This is a genomic window from Paenibacillus maysiensis (genome assembly GCF_000520815.1).
Classification (GTDB): Bacteria; Bacillota; Bacilli; order Paenibacillales; family Paenibacillaceae; genus Paenibacillus; species Paenibacillus maysiensis.
The window spans coordinates 1-19408 of the sequence record NZ_ASRY01000182.1; the positions used below are offsets into that span (position 1 = coordinate 1).

Sequence of the window (19408 nt, forward strand, 5' to 3'; positions counted from 1 at the left end):
GTTGGCCTCGTTAATTTCTTATTTGCGTCTTATATATCCCAGGTTTTAAAAACTATATTTCTGCTCAAATGTCTCGCTTCTTCACACGAAAACAAATGCTTTTTATTGTCGGACGAATGCTCCGTACACGTCATTAATATATCGCAATATTAGACACTCCAGTCATGTGGAGTGTCTAATATTGATGGTATGAAAAGATATATAACAGTATCGCTCAAGGAGGTTGAAAGATAGGCAGACGAGTCGCGTTGAACGCTACGTGAGGATTGAAAGGCTGAAAAGATTGATGAATAAAGGGATGCAGGCGATTCGCAAAGCTAATTATTTAGTGCGATCCTTGAGAAGATAAAAAAGATATTTATAAAATATTGAGGTTTAATGAAAGATGAGGGTTCATGTTATGCCAAAAAACGATAATATGCTGGCAATTCTATGGATGCTGAATTCGGGCGTGAAAATGACTGCAAAACAAATATCCGAAAAGTTAGAAATAAATATAAGGACAGTCTATCGGTATATTGATGCACTATGTGCCAGTGGAGTGCCTATAATATCCGACACAGGTCATAATGGCGGGTATAGCTTGCTGAATAATTTTATCAGAGCACCTCTGCTATTTGATATTGAGGAAAAAAAGGCGCTCCTTCATGCTGCTGTTTTTGCAAAAGAAGCTGGATACCCTTTGAGTGAGGCATTAGGCACTGCGACATCAAAATTGAAAATGTATTCGAATCAGGAGCAGGAAAGTATACTTAGCCGTCATTTAGCCGGATTTGAAGTTATTAACCGCATGGGAGACCCTTCTCTTCAGCCGATACTGGCAGAATTGGAGCAGGCTGTAGCAAACGAATTCTCTGTAGAAATGGATTATCGCACAAGCCATGAAGAACAACCCAAGAATAGGGTGATAGACCCCTATGGAATGGTTTACTGGAACAATAAATGGTATACTGTTGCATTTTGTCACCTAAGGAATGAGATCCGTAGCTTTCGGGTAGATCGGATTTTACAAATCAAGCGTACTCCAATCATATTTAAGCGTTCTGAAGCTTTTTCGGCCCGTGAATTTTTTATGCAAAATCTGTTACCTGATTTAGTGGGTAAGGACGGTTTAATTTCTTTAATGATCGAAGGCAGGACAGAGGCATTGGATGACTTATGCCTGCATTGGTTTTTGGGGCATCATCTGAAAGAGCGGACATCCAATCAAGCCATCTTTTTGCTTGAGGAAAAATCAATTCAAACATATGTCCCTTATTTTCTCCTATCCTACGGGAAATCCATTCAAGTAATCGAACCACGGAGTTTGAAGGAAAAACTTGTTGCTGTTGCGTCGGAGTTAATGGAATATTATCAACTTTAATAGCTTCACTGACAGCAGATGTCAGTGAAGCTATTTTATAATGATGATAATCATTGATTACCGATGGATGGTTGGTATCACTTGATGAATTGTAAAATAAGGAGAACTTGCAAATGAATAATACGGTATATCTTTATGTGTTTGACACCATGGCAGACTGGGAAATAGGTTACTTAACTGCCGAACTGAACTCGGGAAGATATTATAAAAAGGGGCTGGCCCCATCAAAAATAGTTACCGTGGGAATTGAAAAGATTCCTGTAACTACAATGGGCGGATTGAAAATACTGCCTGACATCAAGCTAGATGAGTGCAGCCTTGAAAGCACGGATGCATTGATTTTACCCGGTGGAGATACATGGACAGAAACAATTCACCAACCCATCTTAAAAATCGTTGAGGGGTGTTTAAAGGAAGGTATATTGGTTGCAGCGATTTGTGGTGCTACAATGGGACTTGCCCAGACAGGATTGCTGAATTCACGTTGGCATACAAGCAATGATTTGGAATATCTTAAAATGATCTGTCCTACTTACACGGGCGAAAAGTATTACAAAATGGAGTCTGCTGTAACTGATGGAAAACTGATCACTGCATCTGGAACAGCTCCGTTGGAATTTTCCGTACACGTCTTAAAAGCTCTGGGTGTGTTTTCTTCAAAAACATTAGATGCCTGGTACGGTCTTAATAAGACTCAGGATTCCAAATATTTCTATGAGTTGATGAATTCAATCCAATGAAGGTATAAGCATAAAATTGATATTTGATCATTTAAAGGAGGAGTTAAAATGACTGAAAGCAGAGAATATACGGGAGTGTCAGGTAAATATACAAAGAATGGAATGCCCAACGGCTTTACATCTATTACCCCTTTTATTACAGTGAAGAATCCTTCAGAAGCAATAGAGTTCTATAAAACGGTTTTCAATGCAAGAGTTAAGGATATTACTGAATATCCTGATGAGAATGGCAATAAAATAATCGTTCATGCTGAATTAGATTTTGGAAATGGTTTTTTGCAGCTGGGAGCAGCGAATCCGGCATATCAATTGGTCTTGCCGCCAGATGAAGACAATGCGTGTTATTCTTTAGGAATTTACGTAATGAATGTTGATCAGGTATTTGAAAATGCGGTAGCAAGAGGAGCAAAAGTAAGGGAACCGATTGCAAACTTTGTTTCAGGTGATCGATTCGCAAGTATATTGGATCCTTTTGGAGTAAGATGGTCTATTATGACTAGGATTGAGGATTTGTCAGAAGAAGAAAGTAGTCGGAGGGTTGCTGAATGGGCCAAAAGCTTTAGTGGAGAATAATGCAATAACTGTCTTAATAAAAAGTGTTAAAAGTGACAGTTTGCTTAAATGATGTAATAGAAATGCTGGTACCAAATAGTTGGCGAAAATAGAAACTTCAAAATTTTAGGGTTGAAAAAGCAACCCTTCGAAAATATACCGTGTCGTCAAGGGACTACCAGCTTCATACGGCATCATGATCACCGCCACAAGGCATATGGAGAGCATCGCTCGCTTGATATAAGAGTGTAGCCGATCCAATAGAGGGGTTCGTTGGGGACGAAATTCAATCTCAATATGTTATTGTCCTTACATTTAAACCATTCCCTTGTTGCCTCGCCGGGGTCTAGAATAGCCGGAATCAAAGCCACATCGTCCACGTACTGCTTGTTATCTTTGGTATGAGAATTCATGATGTATTGCATTAACGCTGTTCTGAATTTGCGAAAGAATGGACTCAAACTTTTCCATTACAAATTGATCTGCTGAACGTAGAGCAATAAAAGTCAGGTGAAAAATGGGGGTATGAGTATTTTGTAGTTTCGAATGGCGGTTTACCATACTCGAAGGCCAGTCAAATTACGCGCGGAAATATACGCTAAACCCTTGTTTTTAAATATAAGAAAAGACCATAATCTGTTGACACATAAGCGTAACCCTTTTGACTCAGTTTGTTCTTTTAGTTGTTCAGCTAACGACAATGCATGGTTCATACTTTTACCTAACTAAATGCAAGAGAGCCGGAGCATCAAAAGCTCAATTTAACTTTTCACGTAAGTTCGTAAATAAAGAAGATGGTTCGAGATATGAAGAAGACCTGCAAGTATGTTATATTTAACAAACGGCAATCATGATGAACAGCAAATGTAATGATTTTTTTAGTAAAGCCACAGGGTCGAAGAACAGGTGAACAAAGTGTTCTGATGGTGGAACGGTTACAGGATTGAATATAGATTGACTCAGATATAGAAAAGGATGAGATTATTTTGGAAAACAACGAAACTCAGCAGGAATTTGCAGAAGTATATGAGCAGCTTAAAGTAGCTGTAAACCGAACCTCCGATTGGAAAGCGCGTCTAGCTGCGGTAAATGATCTGGGCGCATGGAAGAACCAGCAGACGATTGACGTGCTGACACACCGATTGAATAATGATACGGTATATGCCGTTCAGGAAGCCGCTTACCGCAAGCTTCAGGAATGGGGCGAGAATGTACAGCCGCCTGTGCGCAAAGAGGGTGAGCTTGTTAAGGGCCTGACGAAGATTCTGGTGCGGATTAAAAAAAGCCTGCCAGCCGACCATACCTATAACGATTTTCGCGAGAAGCTGCACAAGATGAGAGTCGATATTTATGACGTCTATGAAGGCGACAAGGGTGCTGAGTTTGATCAGTGGCTGGAGCAAAAATGGGCTTCGTTATCCACAAGATAATGTCTGAACCCTGCAATTGAATGTATTTTTAAGGATTGTAACTGGTGATGCAGACAAGGCCTTAACAAGGATAAGGGGTTATTTTTGTTAAGGTCTTTTTTATCTTTTGGGAGTTGGAATATTTGTATCTTTTCCAAAGCTATGAAATACATATCAGGAATGCAAAGAAAGCAACTAAGAAATATCTGTAGATAAATTGTAGGGAAATGTTCATTTTTTGATGGGGCAATAGTGAAGTTTGTCGTTGATAAACATGTTTCCGTGAAATATATTAGCTCTAAGCGTGGTCATAGTGAATAAGCTGTTGCAACGACAAAATCTGTTCTCTATTTTTTACCATTATTCTTTAACCATTGGTTAATTAACAAGTGTTGATTTTCCGTTTTTTTTGTCATACAATTCTTTCATTGCTACAGGGTCGGACTCAGGAACAGCAAGGCTTGATTCATATTTGGACGTGATTTCCTTGTACGCACTCGGATGATGAAGTATCTCTATATTGGCAAAATCAGCATCACGGCAGACCGATATCTCCATATCCTTTTTGGGATAGCGGCTGTTTTTCATATCTTTCAGGTTTGATGATGAACATATACGAAGGGGAGCGTTTTTTTGGAATCGAAACAATTAACGAGAGGGCTAAAGCCACGGCATGTTGAGCTGATTGCGCTTGGAGGCACCATTGGCGTTGGCTTGTTTATGGGGTCGGCAAGTACGATAAAATGGGCGGGGCCTTCTGTGCTGTTGGCCTACCTCTTAGCCGGGATTATTATGTTTTTTGTCATGCGGATGATGGGAGAAATGCTGATTCTCGAACCGGTGACAGGCTCATTCGCTACTTTTGCTCATAAATATATTAGCCCTTTGGCCGGTTTTTTGACCGCTTGGAGCTATTGGTTTTTATGGGTTACTGTAGGGATGGCGGAGGTTACTGCGATTGGGGTGTACGTGGGCTATTGGTTCCCTGACATTCCGCAATGGCTGCCAGCCTTGGCAGGTGTCATCATTATTGCGTTAGCCAATTTGGCGGCTGTGAAATTTTATGGAGAATTTGAATTTTGGTTTGCCATGATTAAGATTGTCGCCATTATCTTTATGCTGATTATTGGCACGGGTATGATCTTCTTTGGCCTGGGGAACGGCGGGCAACCGATTGGTCTCTCCAATCTGTACAGCCATGGCGGTTTTTTTGCAGGTGGTTTAAAAGGTTTTCTATTTGCACTCTGTATTGTAACGGCCGCTTATCAAGGTATAGAGATGGTGGGCATTACGGCGGGTGAAGCAGAAAATCCGAAAATGACGCTGCGAAAAGCCATTAAGAATATTATCTGGCGTATTCTGATTTTTTACGTGGGTGCGATTTTTGTTATTGTTACAATCTATCCATGGAATCAAATTGGCGAGATCGGCAGTCCTTTCGTTCTGACCTTTGCCAAAGTAGGGATTGTTGCCGCTGCGGGCATCATTAATTTCGTTGTTCTCACAGCCGCGATGTCAGGCTGCAACAGTGGTATTTACAGTGCGGGAAGAATGTTATACACATTGTCTAAAAACGGACAAGCCCCCAAGTTCTTTGGGAAAGTTTCCGAAAGCGGGGTTCCCAGAAATAGTATTATTGCGACCATTTCCTTGCTGCTGGTGGGAGTGCTGTTTAATTACTTAATCCCTGATTCCAAGCTGTTCCTGTATATTTATAGCGCCAGTGTTCTTCCAGGCATGGTACCGTGGTTTGCAATGGCAATCAGCCAATTTAAATTCAGGAAAAAGTGGAAGAACGAAATGGAAGATCATCCCTTCAAGTCTCGTTTTTTCCCGATCAGCAACTACATCACCATTATCTTCTTGTCCCTGGTGATCGTTGGAATGTGGTTCAATCCAGACACGCGCACGTCATTGATTGTCGGAGCATCATTCATGGCGATCGTCATTGTCGGCTATTTTGTCTTTGGCATAGGAAAGCGGCAGAGAATTGAAGAATTAGATGAGAAATAGACCGCTGCTAAAATGCAGAGATCATGACCGAGCGAGATTCAGGTTACGCCCTGAGTTCGCTCGGTTTTTCTTTTACCAAGGTAAAAGAAACTTACTTCGGAAACGGAAAAACAGCTCAAGCTTTAACCCTGTACCAATACGTATAAACTTCTGAGTATCCTAGTTTGGCATAAAGCCGTTGTGCAGGTTTATTATCGGCTACAACGGCTAAATAGCTGTGTCTGGCCCCGTGTTCTTGTCCCCATTTGAGCAAATGTAATATCATTTGTTCCCCGAAGCCCTGATTTCTGTAATTTAAATCGGTCACAATATCGTATAAACCTAGATACTCTCTTTCTATAATTCCAAGACCGCAAGCAATAACTTGATTGTTGTCATAAAGCGAGATAAACCCTTTCTTCGTTATGATATTAGACAACATGCGTTCCATGATGCCCTTATGATGATCTTTCACATGATTGAGTCTGCAAAAATGCTCTAACCATTCTTCATTCATATGTTCATCTATTTTCACCGAATTTAGTTGGGGGCTGCTTAGGTTATCCAGCTTTAAGGTTTGAACACTTGTTGGGTCCATGAGGGAATAGCCCTTTTCCTCTAAAATGCGATCTAAATGCTCAGGATGGATAAAGGGAGTGATTTTATAGGTTGCGGGCAAGTTACGATCTGAAAATAAGCTCTCACACTCTTCAATTTTATGATCGAGGTCAAAGGTTGAATAATGAATCGGGTTAATCGAGTTGGCACGTTTGGTATAACCATCTGCAAAGCGCAAAATCCATCCATCGTAAAGTAAAGTGGATAGGGGCTGCCAGTTGTTCAAGGATAGCTCTTCAATAATTTTGTGGTTCATAGGTATCCTCCATATGGTTTGATGAATAATAATACATGCTAATGAATAATAAACCAAAGAGAAATAGAAAGAAAGCACTAATTTTGTTTAGGTCAAGCCAATATACAAAGGACATAAATTATCTATAGTTTCTTCTAAATTTTAACTGTTAATAGAATTTTAGAGAAGCTATAATTTTATTAAATAATTGGAGTGCAAATAGAGAGGGGTTAAGGGGAAGATGTTGTTGAAAAAATGGTCATTGCTCTTGATGTTAGCCTTGCTAGTAGTAGCATCATTGGGCTGGAACGGCGGGGTATCTTACGCAGCTACCACAGAATATACTTGGAACAAGTACAAGGGTACTGAAGTGAAGACATATAGATTGACTGCAGTGCCGGGAAGAGTCGAATATATGGATCAGGAAAGGCTTTTTGCCGCTTTAAGCCAAACCCCAAATGTGTATGGAGATTTCAGCGGCTATGAAACGGGGAAAACAACTGGAGTTGTAACCGAAAGCATAACGGATGCGGTTTATAAATTTACAGTTACTGATTTTCTTCGCGATCAGGAGCCTGAGGTTGTAGAGTATATAAATCCCAGAGGCGGAATTCCTCATAGATGGAATGGAACTAGTGATATTCGGATTTTTATGAGAGGGTCAGAAGCGACTTCTTTGTCTGAGCTGTTTTATGAGGCGACACCAAGTGAAGGACGCTTTCAATTTAATCCTGACGATATATATTTAGTTACATTCTGGTCCAGTACAGTAAGACCTATCAGTGGTATGTCTGCTGAAGCGCTAATAGAGGAAGGACCTCACACGTTTATAAATCGGGAGCTTGTAGGTCAAGTAACAAGCGAAGATTCTGCAGCTTATCCGCAAGATGGGATTTCAGAGGGTTACTATTATGCTTATCAAGGTGCTACTACAAAAGAATAACCCAGATGATATAGAATGGCTAATACGTGATCCAAATAACGAGCAAATAAGTAAGTGAGAGTGATCTGTAATATTAGAGATAACAGAGTGTATACCCATCCGGGATTATATACATGATGTTATCTTTTTTATTTCTACGCTGGCAATGAGAACATACAGCGATGGAAGAAAAGGTTTGAAAATTTGATTTCCAATGAAAACCATTTTAAATGATCGGGATATTGGTTTTAAAATAATGACGATTTAATGGATAATACAGCATACCTAAAGCGACTTTTTTTACAGTCTTTATTCAAACCTAGGGAGATTATTCCGATAATTCAAGTATATACAGTTTGGTGTCAATTGTTATGAAAATTCGTTTGAAAACAAAAGAGATAATTTTCACAAATGAACAGGAGCACAGGGGGAACTGACCTGGTTTTACATCATGAAGGAGGTGAAATACCCTAGAATCTTATGAAACGTGAAAAGGAGTTACAACGAATTAGGTGGTACATGGCTGGTTTACTGGCTGTTTGGTTGTTCTGCGTACATACTGTACCTGTTTTTGCAGACAGGACCTTTAACGATATTGAACATTCCTACGCTGCTGATGCGATTGAAGCCATGGCTGCTCAAGGGGTTATTACTGGTTATCAGGATGGCAGCTTCCGGCCCATAGATTTTATTTCGCGGCAGGAGTGGGCGAGTATCTTTGCTAAAACCGTAAAACGAACGTCGAACACCAGAGGTGCTGTTCCTTTTACAGATGTGTCGCCGTGGGCTCTATCTTATGTGCAGACCTTGCAGGAAGAGAACATTACCAAAGGAATTAGTGATCAACTGTTCGGTGCAAAGCACAATATGACTCGTCAGGATATGGCAGTTTGGTATGCTAGGTATTTCGGCGTTTCTGAAGATATCCAGTCTTCCAGTGTATCCGGATTTGTGGATCAGCCTGATATATCAGACTATGCACAAACAAGCGTATGGCTGATGGAGCAGTTGGGGCTGATGGAGGGGGATAAGAATCATTATTTCCGTCCAAAAGAGTTTGTGAAACGGCAGGATGCCACGCTGGTCGCTTATCGGGTATGGCTAGGCGGTGACACTCTGCGGGATCGGGCCAAACGTTTGCTGGATTCATTAGGAAACGGAAGTGGAGCTGCCATTCAGACGATCAACCGACCAGAGTCGAACAAGATCGTGGTAGACTTGGCGCCGGAAATTAGCCATCAGCGGGCGAATCCGGAAATCGAAGAGCCCAGAAGCCATAGTCCAAGGCCGGATCCACCGGTAGCTCCGGTAACACCAACAGAGCCGAAGCCGGAACCGCCAGTAATACCACCAGATCCTAGTCCGAGACCGCCAGTAATACCACCAGATCCTAGTCCGAGGCCGCCAGTAATACCATCAGATCCTAGTCCGAGACCACCAGTGACACCACGGCCACCAGGACCGAGACCGAAACCACCGGTGATTCCACCGGATCATTCTTCGGATTTTGTAGTGGATGAGGTTGTAATTAAGGCACCGGAGTTAGTAAATCAACCGGAAACGTATCCTTCGTATCAGCTGTTCTTTGATCTCTACAATAAAGGGCACTTGTTAAGCATTCCCGATGTTAGCGTCACAAGTGTCACCTACACATTTAGTGATACATTAGGTGTATTTGATGAACATGGGAAAATCGCGCATTCCGAAAATATACCTGCTGCTGATGGTTACATTCCTGTAGAGATAGAAGTCACAATTGCCAAACCCCATCAGGTGCTTAAAGCACAGACCAAGCTGATCGTGAAAGGGAAGACTCCTCCGGTAGAGGAACCGAGTGTAATCAGGTCCGTATACTTGGCGACGTACACCATTTCACAGGCCACGACTCTAGACCCTGACGCCTGGAACATGCCCTATGTATTTCACAATGCAAAGGGAGAGGTCATACCGTCCGGTCTATTGCCGTCAGATTTGAAGCTTCGAATAGAGGATTCCAGAGGGATATTTGACGAGGATGGACATATTGCCAATCTGCATCTGATTCCTGCAGTGAACTCTGTCATTCCATTCAAGATCGAGGTTGAATCACCCTCTCAGGGAATTCACTTCATATCCGATGCAGAGTTAACTGTAGTACCGGGAGAGCGCAAAAAGCAATATTTTGCTGTCTCGATGATGCTGCAGGGACAAGATGCGGGCAGTACGACCACGGTAGAGCAAATTGAGCAGGCTCGTCAATTGCTGATGGATCACTTTGGTTCCAACTTAAAAGTGACGTGGGCCATGGAAAATAGATTTATTTTTGTGGAAGTAAATCGTCCGCAGCTTAAAAAGGTTTTGGAATACGTGGATCAGTATGGCGATGAAGTCGGGATTTTGGACGGATATCCGAATAATTTGTACGATCTCCCTGAATGGGAAGCACGGATGAACGAATGGTTGTATATGTATCGTTATAATGCACTCAATGAGCTGCACCAATCCGGTTCGTTGGGATCACCTTCGGTGTTTGAAAGCATGGATACAGACCAATACCGGAAGTATCTGCCTAAATCATTGACCAGCTTTACGGTGAATCCTGAGCAGGCCCAATGGCTTAAGGATCATTTTAAAATCACTTCAGCCATGGGGTGGTCGGCTACACAGTATAATGTGAACAACATGTATGGTGAGGGTTCGCCTTTGATGCCTTACTGGTCTAATAAGGATAATCCGATTGTTCCGGCACAGGGAGTTACCAATAATAGCGGTATTGTGTTTATGAACTCGATTACGATTGATCCCATTGGATCACGCTATACAAAGGATTCCTCACGCTGGACTCTCCATCCAGGTGACCCATATGTGACTGAAACGGATGCGGCACCACAACTGTATATAGCACAGCAATATTTAGATAACCCGTATCAACGTTTAAATACGGTAAACTACATGTCTATTATTTTGGACATCAACTGGCTTGCCAAAAACCATAACATGTCTCAAATATGGGAGAGCTTTGTGAATCACTTCCCTGCTGACCGTGAGGTCGAGATTGTGGGAGTGGATGGGCTGAAACAGATTTATGAATCGTTAGCTGGATCGAATAATGATCATACGGAATTTTCGCTCATGTTTAGGGGCTCCGGCATTAAGGCAGTTATGGACTCCAATAATTCACCGGCCAATCTGCGTTACTTGTGGACTGAAAATGCTTCACAGCGGATCATTTTATCCAAGGAGGATGGAGATACGGCATGGTCCATTATTGATTTTACCGACTATACCCGAAATCCGGTTCCAAAAACACCATTCAACCTGGATAGGAACACGGATGTAAGCTATGTCACCGGAAGAAACTTCAAGCTAAAGCCTACGGCTCCGTTAACAGCAGAGGAAATTCAGCGCGTTAAGGATCGTTTGAAGGAGATTTACTTTGCAGAAGAAGTGAATTATCAGTAATTGTATGAAACGAAGAACCGAGAGCATATCGCTTTCGGTTCTTTTTGGTCTACTCGTCCTTCAGTTATACCCATTCAATAACTTGATCCGCAGGTCGCCGAGTCTTTCCACGCGGCTCATTCAGACGGTATCCAAAAGCCACCATGCAGGAAATGCCGAAATGCTCGGCATCCATGATGCCTTCTTCGGAAAGAATTTGTTCAATTTTATTTTTATTAAAACCTTCGATTGGGCAGGAGTCAACTCCGATTTGAGCTGCGGCTGTCATCATATTGCCCAGAGCGATATAGGTTTGTCGGCAACCCCACTCGAACATCGCTCTTTCATTTTCCTCCAGCCCAAAATCCGATTTCAGGAAGGCATCATATACCTTTTCTTTGCCTTGAGCCACTTCAGCAGGCAATTGCTGTACGTTTTCCATTATACCCTTGATATATTCGGATGAGGCCAACATGTCTTTAGGCATTCTGGAGAGAATGAGTACAAAATGGCTCGCTGTAGGTAGCTGTTTTTTGGCTCCCCAAGAGTACGGGAGCAGCTTCTCACGCATGGCGTTACTTTGGACGACAACGAATCTCCAGGGTTCAAAGCCGAACGAGCTGGGGGATAAACGACCTGTTTCGAGAATAAAATCGAAGTCCGAATCGCTGATTTTCTTATGGCTGTCAAATTCTTTGGTAGCATGTCTGAACTCATATGCAGATAAGATTTGATTTTTAGCAGTTGTTACGGTTTCCATAGTGTACTCACTCCTTGTGAATTTTTATTGAATTTGACGCTTACCAAGTGGCATGCTTAATATTAAAATATACATGACTGTTTTAGAAGTACGCACATTAATGTGCTGTAGTATACAAAATGATACTAGGAGGAGAATTACCTATGCGAAATCGGAAAGGCGGCTTTGGAGAATGTCCCGATGGAAAAGATCAGGCCTGCCCGGTGGAGTACACACTGGATGTGATTGGAGGCAAATGGAAAGGGATTCTCTTATATCATCTAATGTATGGAACCAAGCGGTTTAGTGAGTTTCGGCGAATCTGTCCGGGGATCACTCAGCGCATGCTGACACTACAGTTACGCGAGTTGGAAGAGGATGGTGTAGTTCACCGTGAAGTCTATCAGCAGGTTCCTCCCAAAGTCGAATATTCTCTAACCGAATTTGGAAGAACTCTGACTCCGATTATTAGCTTAATGAAGGATTGGGGAGAAGAATATAAAACCAAACATCGTTCATCAGAAAGCTGCATGGAGCCATCCAAGCCCGTCTGGTAAAGGGATGTTCATCTATCAAGAAATGAACTGGCTTGCGGGAAATTACAAAAATCTTCCCGATGTATTAGGGGATATATAGAGGTTGATGGCAGTGTATAAAGCAACTGATGAGGAGATAATAAAGCATGGAACAGAGAATGCGAGAAAGGCACAAAGAGTTTGTTACTTCGGCTTTTGAAAAAATATCCGCTCTATAAATAAATGCCAAGGCAGTAAAAAACCAGTCCAACAAGAGTCGTGTTTGGACTGGTTTTTGATTTACGATTTCGTTGTAATGACGATAGTATCTTCTTTTTGAATCCAATCTACTTTGGCCCCTAGCGTCTCGCTGATCAGCCGGAGCGGAAGATAGCCAATGCCGTTTACAGTGAAGGGAGGATTTGTGAGTTTCACAACTTTACCGTTCATCGTTGTCTGCCCGTTTTTAAGATTAATTTGCAGAGAGACGGGATTGGCTCCTGTCTTGGACTGATTAATTTCCGCTATTTTACTGTTAAAATCATAAGTGACCTCGGCCCCCAGCTTGTCAAAAACAGAACGAAGGGGAATAAACGCCTGTCCGCTCCGGGTGATAACACCGTTACTTAGCGGGACAGGTGTGCCGTTGAGGCGGACGAGAATGGGCTTTTGTACAGGAACCGGCATACTGTAGAGAAATTCATAATCCCCTATGCCAAGCTGCGCATGTTTGTTGACCCCCCAGCCCCACAGGGTTCCGTCTGTTTTTTGCATGATTACATGCCTGAAGCCTGCTTTGATGCTTTGAATATTTTGGGCAAGTAATGTAAAGTGGGCATTCGGTAATAATTTTTCTCCGTCCAAGGACGCTGCATAAACATTCCCCTCTGTGGTCAGTGCAAGAATGGAACGCTCAACGATAAAGACGTCTTTGACATCCTTTATACCTGTTAACAATACAGGGGTATTTTCGTTGTGATAGGTTGTATTATCCGAGTAACCTGTGACCGTTTCACCCCAGAACCATAACCGTCCTTGTCGATCAATCGCGAGATTGGAACCCCCATTGGTCTTAATTGTCTGGATGTCCGATAAGGCTTGAATCTGCGATGCAGATAAAGGTTCGGATGGGGTAGCATTTTTTTCAAATACCTTGGGCCATGTCCATACAGTACCGTCCTTTTTTAAGGCTATATTTTTGGAGATAGCGGTAATATCCTTTAATGATGGAACAGACTCGAAGCCCTGCAAGGACTTTGTATTTTTCCATACACTTCCGTCCTTCTTCAAGAAGATCCAGCGTTCCTCATATTGCGGTCTTTCTTCATAGTAGCTATCCAAATCTGTAACCCCGTCGATGCCGGATAGGGTTTGAAAAGGAGCAAAGTTGCCACCATTTTCGATTCGATCAGCGGATAATACGGTTCCTTCGGCGTTTAGGGCGAGCACATGATCATTCATAATACGCACGTCTATGATGTTCTGTAGTCCTTCCAGAGGAATGAATTTCACGGATTCAGAAATGTTGTTTCTTGGCACATACCAGGCGGAATGATCCTGTAAGGTAAATACCAGATCGCCTTCCTGGATTATATTCGAAAATGTTCTTACAACGTTTGGCTTATCCTCTACACGAGTCGGTACGGATTGATTATAGCCCCATAACCACAAGCTCCCATCGGATTGAATCAGACTCCCGGAATCATAGGAGCGAATACGGGACGTCGATTCAGCTCCAGCCGCCCATGCACTGGAGCTGAACAATAACAACGCGATCATACTGATTAACAGAGTACGTCTTTTCATGCGTTTTTCCTCATTTCTTCATCAATGTATATAAGGTGAAAATAACGCCTTGGAGGAATATCTCCTTATCAATAGACGAAGAATACATAGAAAAGTTTTCCAAAACACATCAATTCGAATAAAATAACCTCCAGAAACCCACGCTTAGAGTGGATGTGGAGGTTATTTTTTAGCCCGTTATTCGGCTACGCACGATCAATAAGGTTTGAGCTTTGATTTGTCCAATTTCATGGATGAGTGCAGCCGTTTTCGCTTCATAGGCGTGTTTGGCATCCAAATCTTTCAGTGAAGCAAGGTTAATGTCAACGGTCAGCAGGGCGGATTGGGCGGCAGCCTCGAACAGGATCGCGCCTATGCCGAGATCAGAAATGACATTTTTGTTGGACAGTTCCACAATACTGTAGGCACGCTGCATTCCGTCCCGACATACTTCCAGCAAACGCATCGGCACCTCAATGGCGGCGATCACCGCGGTCTGTAGGGAATGGGTACGATAGCGTTTTTCTTCGTCTGTTTCTTTGGGCAAGCGCAATGCGGTCATGTATTGTTCAAAGGATTGAATGTCTGCGGTCATCAGTTCCTCACAGCGCGCAGACAGATTTTCCATGCTATGAATCACTTCAGTGATTTGACCATGAACATGCGCGTATTTTTCTCCTTGGGAAAGGTTGGCGGTCATGGAGGTCATAGCCACGCCCAGTGCCGCTGCCAGTGCGGATACACTTCCTCCGCCGGGGGTAGGCGCTGCGCTTCCAGCTTCTTTCAGAAAATGTCGAATGGAATCATTCCACGACAGTTCACTCATGAATAAACCGCCTCTCGGGAGTATTGTTGCAGATCAATCGCTTTGAGCAGATTTTTGTACAAGATGGCAGTCGTTAATGTGCCGACACCGCCGGGAACCGGAGAAATCGCATGTACCTTTTCCCCAACGTCCGAAGCGGCATCCCCCACTATTTTTCCCTCCAGCGTCTCGTTAATTCCTGCATCCACCAGAATCAGGCCGGGATGGACCATATCCTGCGTAATCACATCAGGGCAACCGACTGCCACGAAAGCAATGTCCGCATGGCTTAAATGCTCTGCAATATCACGCGTACCTGCATGACAGGCGGTAACGGTGGCATTTTCTCTTTGCAGCATGTGAAAAAGGGGGAGTCCCACCGTCTGTCCTATGCCGACAAGGGTGACATTTTTGCCTGCCAATGTGTGACCGTAATGCTTGAGCAGCTCAATACAGGCTTGAGGCGTAGCGGGATACAATCCGGCTTCACCTGTAACGGTAGCCAGCTTGTTACCTGGGGTAATTCCATCAATATCCTTGTACGGGGCGATGGATTGTTTAATGACGGAGGCAGATAGATGCTGGGGAAGAGGCAATTCCAGCATAATACCATGTATATGGGAGGCTTCATTCAGGCTGCCGATCAGGTGAAGGAGTTCGGCTTCGCTTACATGGCGGTCAAAGGTATGAAGATGAAAGGAGATGCCTAGCTTCTCCGCTATTTTTTGCTTGGTCCGGGCGTAATAGGCAGAGGCAGGGTCGCCTTCCACCAACAGTGTTGCCAAATGAGGGCGATGCCCTTGCTGTTTCAATTGTTCTACCTTGGTACGGATCGTTGCATACACTTGCTCAGCTGCTTCTTTGGATTTCATAATGATAGCCATAGTTCGAACCTCCTCTAAATTTATCGCATAATGGAATCAACAGGGTGTTATGGTCTTTTAAAACGAAAAAAAGTATTTGCACAAGGTCGTCACGACAGACGAATCCTCTGCAAATACTTCTCCCAGGCGAACGGCACGCTTTCATTGTATGCTCCCTCGTGGTTTATTCCACTGACTTCGCCAGTCACATACAGCGTTATATATCTTATATTTTAGCAAATAATCTTCCGAAAAGAAAGCCGTGAACATTTGGCAAAGAGGTCATGTTATTTGTCTATATGACAAATGTCATACTCCCGAACTGACGTTTATGACTACATCGAACACAGGTATCCCCTTATACTGAGTTTAGATCAACATGTACGCCTGACGAGATCAAGGTACGGGCGTCATTTTATAAGGAGGATCAACATTAAGTATGACACAACTCCCATTAGCCCAATTGAAAAAAAATATGGCTCCCTATGAGAAAATAAACACGAAATCCAGCGTTCTGCAACTCATTAATACCCTGGGTCCACTGATCCTGCTATGGTATGCCGCTTATCTTAGTCTGTCGGTATCGTATTGGCTGACCCTTCCGATTACTATTATTGCTTCCGGGTTTGTTATACGAACGTTTATCATTTTTCATGATTGCGGTCATCAATCGTTCTTCAAAAGCCGCAGGCTGAATGACATTGTGGGTACGATTACAGGTGTTATTACACTTTGCCCGTATGACCAATGGAAAAATAGTCACGCGATCCACCATGCAACCAGCAGTAATCTGGACAAACGAGGTACAGGTGATATGTGGGTGCTTACGGTGGAAGAGTATGTAGAAGCTTCTGCATGGACACGACTGGCTTATCGTATATACCGGAGTCCATGGGGGATGTTCGGACTCGGTCCGATCTACACTTTTTTGATTTCCTATCGCTTTAACACAAAGAAGGCAAAACGCAAGGAAAGAATAAATACGCATGTAACGAATATATCTCTAGTTTTATTGTATGCACTGTTGTGCTGGGCTATCGGTTGGCAAGCTTTTGTTTTGGTACAGGCACCTGTTTTTTTTGTATCGGGTGCGCTCGGTATCTGGTTGTTTTACGTACAGCATCAGTTTGAGGATTCGTATTTTGAACATGATGAAGAGTGGAGCTATATTAACGCAGCCGTAGAAGGCAGTTCTTATTATAAGCTTCCTAAGGTGTTGCAATGGATTACAGGTAATATCGGTTTCCATCACGTTCATCATTTGAGTCCGAAGGTGCCGAATTACAATTTGGAGAAGGCGCATGATGCCACCCCGCAGCTTCAAAAAGCGACGACTATCACGGTGAGCACAAGTCTGCAATCTCTGAAGTTCCGGCTTTGGGATGAAAGCACGAAAACCTTTTTGACCTTTAAACAAGTGAAGCCGCTGCTCAGCAAACGTGCTGCCGTTACGAAACCCGTCCCTACACCTGTTGTGAGCACGGAAAGAAAATAACTTTGTACGAAACACGGTATGATAAGATAAGGGATATAAGCTGAATTAGTGAAATGATAAAGGGTGGGCAGGATGCAAAAATGGTATCAGATTTTTCAAAGAAATACGGGACTTAACCCTTATGTATGGGTCGTCTTTTATATCCTGCCCTTCTATTATTTTAGCTCCTCATCTACAAGCCATATTGTGCTGGGTACCGCCATTATTTTAGTGTTTTTTGCTTGTTATGTACTGGCTTTTGTCTCTCAGGGCTGGCTGATCTACTTCTGGACCAGTGTACAGATTGCGATATCCATAACCATGACGCTGTTATTCAGCTATATGTATTTTTCCATATTTATTGCTTTTCTGATTGGTAATATCAAAAGCAAGGCCGCATTCACTACACTGTATATTGTTCTGATGGTCTGTACCATTGGATTGATCAATTACGGCTTCGTAGCTCAAGATCCTGTTTTTATTAAGCAGCTTCCCTTTATTTTATTGAATCTGCTTGGTGTAATCTTGATTCCGATAACCACTTTTAACCGAAATAAAAGTGATCGGCTGCAAGTGCAATTGGAGGATGCCAATAAGAAAATATCGGAATTGATTAAGCTGGAGGAGCGGCAAAGAATTGCGCGCGACCTGCATGATACTCTCGGTCAGAAGCTGTCACTCATCGGACTGAAAAGTGATTTGGCTGGCAAGCTGATGGATCAGTACCCAGAGCGGGCTCACGCTGAAATTAACGATGTTCGTCTTACGGCGAGAAGTGCGTTAAAAGAAGTGCGGGAAATGGTCACTCAGATGCGAGGTATGCGATTAGAGGATGAATTACTGCGTATTCGGCAGATTTTAAAGGCTGCTCACATTGAATTCACCTTGGAGGGTGACCCAAAGCTGGAGCATACGTCTTTGATGAACGAGAATGTGCTTAGTATGTGCATGAAAGAGGCGGTGACCAATGTGGTGAAGCACAGTGGCGCTACAGCCTGCTCCATTACCATTGAGCCGTCTCGTAAGGAGCTAACCCTTCGGGTTCAGGACAATGGAGTCGGCGTTACGGGAGAAAGTGAGGCCTTTCGGGGGAATGGTCTGAAAGGGATGAAGGAAAGGCTCGAATTTGTGAACGGCTGTATGGAACTGCGTTCAGATCAGGGAACGGCCCTGATCATTAAAGTGCCGAATATCACTAAAAAGCCAAATGAGGAGGTGGGGCCATGATTCGAATCGTCATTGCGGAAGACCAGCGTATGCTGCTGGGTGCTTTGGCCTCCCTGCTGGACTTGGAAGAGGACATGAAAGTAGTCGGAAAAGCAAGCAACGGGGAAGAGGCTTTAGAACTGGTCAAGCTGCATCAGCCGGATATATGCATCATGGATATCGAAATGCCAATCAAAAGCGGATTGGATGCGGCTGAGGAACTTAAGGGCTTGAATTGCAAGGTGCTGATTCTGACCACGTTTGCCCGTCCCGGATATTTTGAACGGGCCATCAAGGCAGGTACGCACGGTTATCTGCTCAAGGACAGTCCCAGTGAAGAACTGGCTTCTTCGATTCGAAGTATTATGGCAGGCCGCCGCATTTATGCTCCGGAGCTGGTCGATGATGCTTATGCCGAAGTTAACCCGCTGACCGAGCGTGAGAAGACCGTCTTGGCGCTCATTGCTGACGGGAAGAACACCAAAGAGATTGCCGGTGAGCTGTACCTGACGACAGGGACGGTGCGCAATTACATTTCAGTCATTCTGGATAAGCTGGGTGTCAGCAACCGGATTGAGGCGATTACGCGCTTTAATGAAAAAGGCTGGTTTAAATAAACGGCAGACAGAAATGTCCAAGGAGAAACAGGGTAGCTATGAAGGAAGACATAGCTACCCTGTTTTGTTGTTTTATTCGCAGATTTGATATGCCTTTAGCCTACTTCCTTGTGATACAATAGGATAGCTGTCCATGGGATGGACCGGAGTACA

At 43.3% G+C, this 19408-nt stretch carries 16 protein-coding genes and 1 riboswitch; of the genes, 11 read left to right on the forward strand and 5 right to left on the reverse strand.

Annotation, left to right across the window (positions count from 1 at the left end; genetic code table 11):
- Positions 1 to 400 precede the first annotated feature (400 nt).
- The 5 genes from L696_RS0111760 (at position 401) to L696_RS0111785 (ending at position 6077) form a co-directional block, all read left to right on the forward strand.
- Positions 401 to 1363 carry a helix-turn-helix transcriptional regulator gene (locus tag L696_RS0111760; RefSeq protein ID WP_025683799.1) on the forward strand — a complete coding sequence of 321 codons (963 nt, stop codon included), beginning with the start codon at positions 401 to 403 and terminating at the stop codon, positions 1361 to 1363.
- Positions 1364 to 1476: 113 nt separating this feature from the next.
- Positions 1477 to 2103: a type 1 glutamine amidotransferase family protein gene (locus tag L696_RS0111765; protein ID WP_025683800.1), complete on the forward strand. Its 627-nt coding sequence runs from the start codon at positions 1477 to 1479 to the stop codon at positions 2101 to 2103.
- A 48-nt stretch (positions 2104 to 2151) separates the two neighbouring features.
- Positions 2152 to 2676 carry a VOC family protein gene (locus L696_RS0111770; RefSeq protein ID WP_025683801.1) on the forward strand — a complete coding sequence of 175 codons (525 nt, stop codon included), beginning with the start codon at positions 2152 to 2154 and terminating at the stop codon, positions 2674 to 2676.
- A 965-nt stretch (positions 2677 to 3641) separates the two neighbouring features.
- Positions 3642 to 4085, forward strand: a complete 444-nt coding sequence (locus L696_RS0111775; protein ID WP_025683802.1) for a HEAT repeat domain-containing protein — start codon at positions 3642 to 3644, stop codon at positions 4083 to 4085.
- A gap of 612 nt (positions 4086 to 4697) precedes the next feature.
- Positions 4698 to 6077 carry an amino acid permease gene (locus tag L696_RS0111785; protein ID WP_025683804.1) on the forward strand — a complete coding sequence of 460 codons (1380 nt, stop codon included), beginning with the start codon at positions 4698 to 4700 and terminating at the stop codon, positions 6075 to 6077.
- 115 nt (positions 6078 to 6192) lie between these two features.
- On the opposite strand, the gene L696_RS0111790 is transcribed toward L696_RS0111785, so the two are convergent.
- Complete coding sequence (locus L696_RS0111790) at positions 6193 to 6930, reverse strand: GNAT family N-acetyltransferase (RefSeq protein ID WP_025683805.1); 738 nt, start codon at positions 6928 to 6930, stop codon at positions 6193 to 6195.
- A 220-nt stretch (positions 6931 to 7150) separates the two neighbouring features.
- On the opposite strand from L696_RS0111790, the gene L696_RS0111795 reads away from it, so the two are divergent.
- On the forward strand, positions 7151 to 7852 hold the full coding sequence (locus L696_RS0111795) for a hypothetical protein (protein ID WP_025683806.1): 702 nt from the start codon (positions 7151 to 7153) through the stop codon (positions 7850 to 7852).
- Positions 7853 to 8311: 459 nt separating this feature from the next.
- On the forward strand, positions 8312 to 11272 hold the full coding sequence (locus tag L696_RS0111800) for an S-layer homology domain-containing protein (protein WP_025683807.1): 2961 nt from the start codon (positions 8312 to 8314) through the stop codon (positions 11270 to 11272).
- A 64-nt stretch (positions 11273 to 11336) separates the two neighbouring features.
- Here the strand turns inward: L696_RS0111800 and L696_RS0111805 are convergent, their stop codons facing one another.
- Complete coding sequence (locus L696_RS0111805) at positions 11337 to 12011, reverse strand: NAD(P)H-dependent oxidoreductase (protein ID WP_025683808.1); 675 nt, start codon at positions 12009 to 12011, stop codon at positions 11337 to 11339.
- 143 nt (positions 12012 to 12154) lie between these two features.
- On the opposite strand from L696_RS0111805, the gene L696_RS0111810 reads away from it, so the two are divergent.
- A complete protein-coding gene (locus L696_RS0111810; RefSeq protein WP_025683809.1) occupies positions 12155 to 12547 on the forward strand; it encodes a winged helix-turn-helix transcriptional regulator in 393 nt (130 codons plus the stop codon).
- 258 nt (positions 12548 to 12805) lie between these two features.
- Here L696_RS0111810 and L696_RS0111815 read toward each other — a convergent pair whose 3' ends face one another.
- The 3 genes from L696_RS0111815 to L696_RS0111825 all read right to left on the reverse strand — a co-directional run bounded on the left by L696_RS0111815 (position 12806) and on the right by L696_RS0111825 (position 15979).
- A complete protein-coding gene (locus L696_RS0111815) occupies positions 12806 to 14311 on the reverse strand; it encodes a stalk domain-containing protein (protein WP_025683810.1) in 1506 nt (501 codons plus the stop codon).
- Between the two features lie 169 nt (positions 14312 to 14480).
- Entirely contained in the window at positions 14481 to 15116 is a 636-nt protein-coding gene (locus tag L696_RS0111820) for a cyclodeaminase/cyclohydrolase family protein (protein WP_025683811.1), read from the reverse strand.
- Positions 15113 to 15979, reverse strand: coding sequence for a bifunctional 5,10-methylenetetrahydrofolate dehydrogenase/5,10-methenyltetrahydrofolate cyclohydrolase (locus tag L696_RS0111825; protein WP_025683812.1), 867 nt, complete (start codon positions 15977 to 15979; stop codon positions 15113 to 15115). Before L696_RS0111825 ends, L696_RS0111820 begins: the two co-directional genes overlap by 4 nt.
- Before the next feature lie 113 nt (positions 15980 to 16092).
- A riboswitch (ZMP/ZTP riboswitch) is annotated at positions 16093 to 16177 on the reverse strand.
- Between the two features lie 220 nt (positions 16178 to 16397).
- Between L696_RS0111825 and desA the strand changes: the two genes are divergently transcribed.
- The 3 genes from desA (at position 16398) to L696_RS0111840 (ending at position 19255) form a co-directional block, all read left to right on the forward strand.
- Positions 16398 to 17453, forward strand: a complete 1056-nt coding sequence (gene desA / locus L696_RS0111830; RefSeq protein ID WP_025683813.1) for a Delta(5) desaturase DesA — start codon at positions 16398 to 16400, stop codon at positions 17451 to 17453.
- Positions 17454 to 17525: 72 nt separating this feature from the next.
- Positions 17526 to 18659 (forward strand): sensor histidine kinase, encoded by a 1134-nt coding sequence (locus L696_RS0111835; RefSeq protein WP_025683814.1) that lies wholly within the window; start codon positions 17526 to 17528, stop codon positions 18657 to 18659.
- A complete protein-coding gene (locus L696_RS0111840) occupies positions 18656 to 19255 on the forward strand; it encodes a response regulator transcription factor (RefSeq protein WP_025683815.1) in 600 nt (199 codons plus the stop codon). The genes L696_RS0111835 and L696_RS0111840 overlap by 4 nt, the downstream gene beginning before the upstream one ends.
- Positions 19256 to 19408 lie beyond the last annotated feature (153 nt).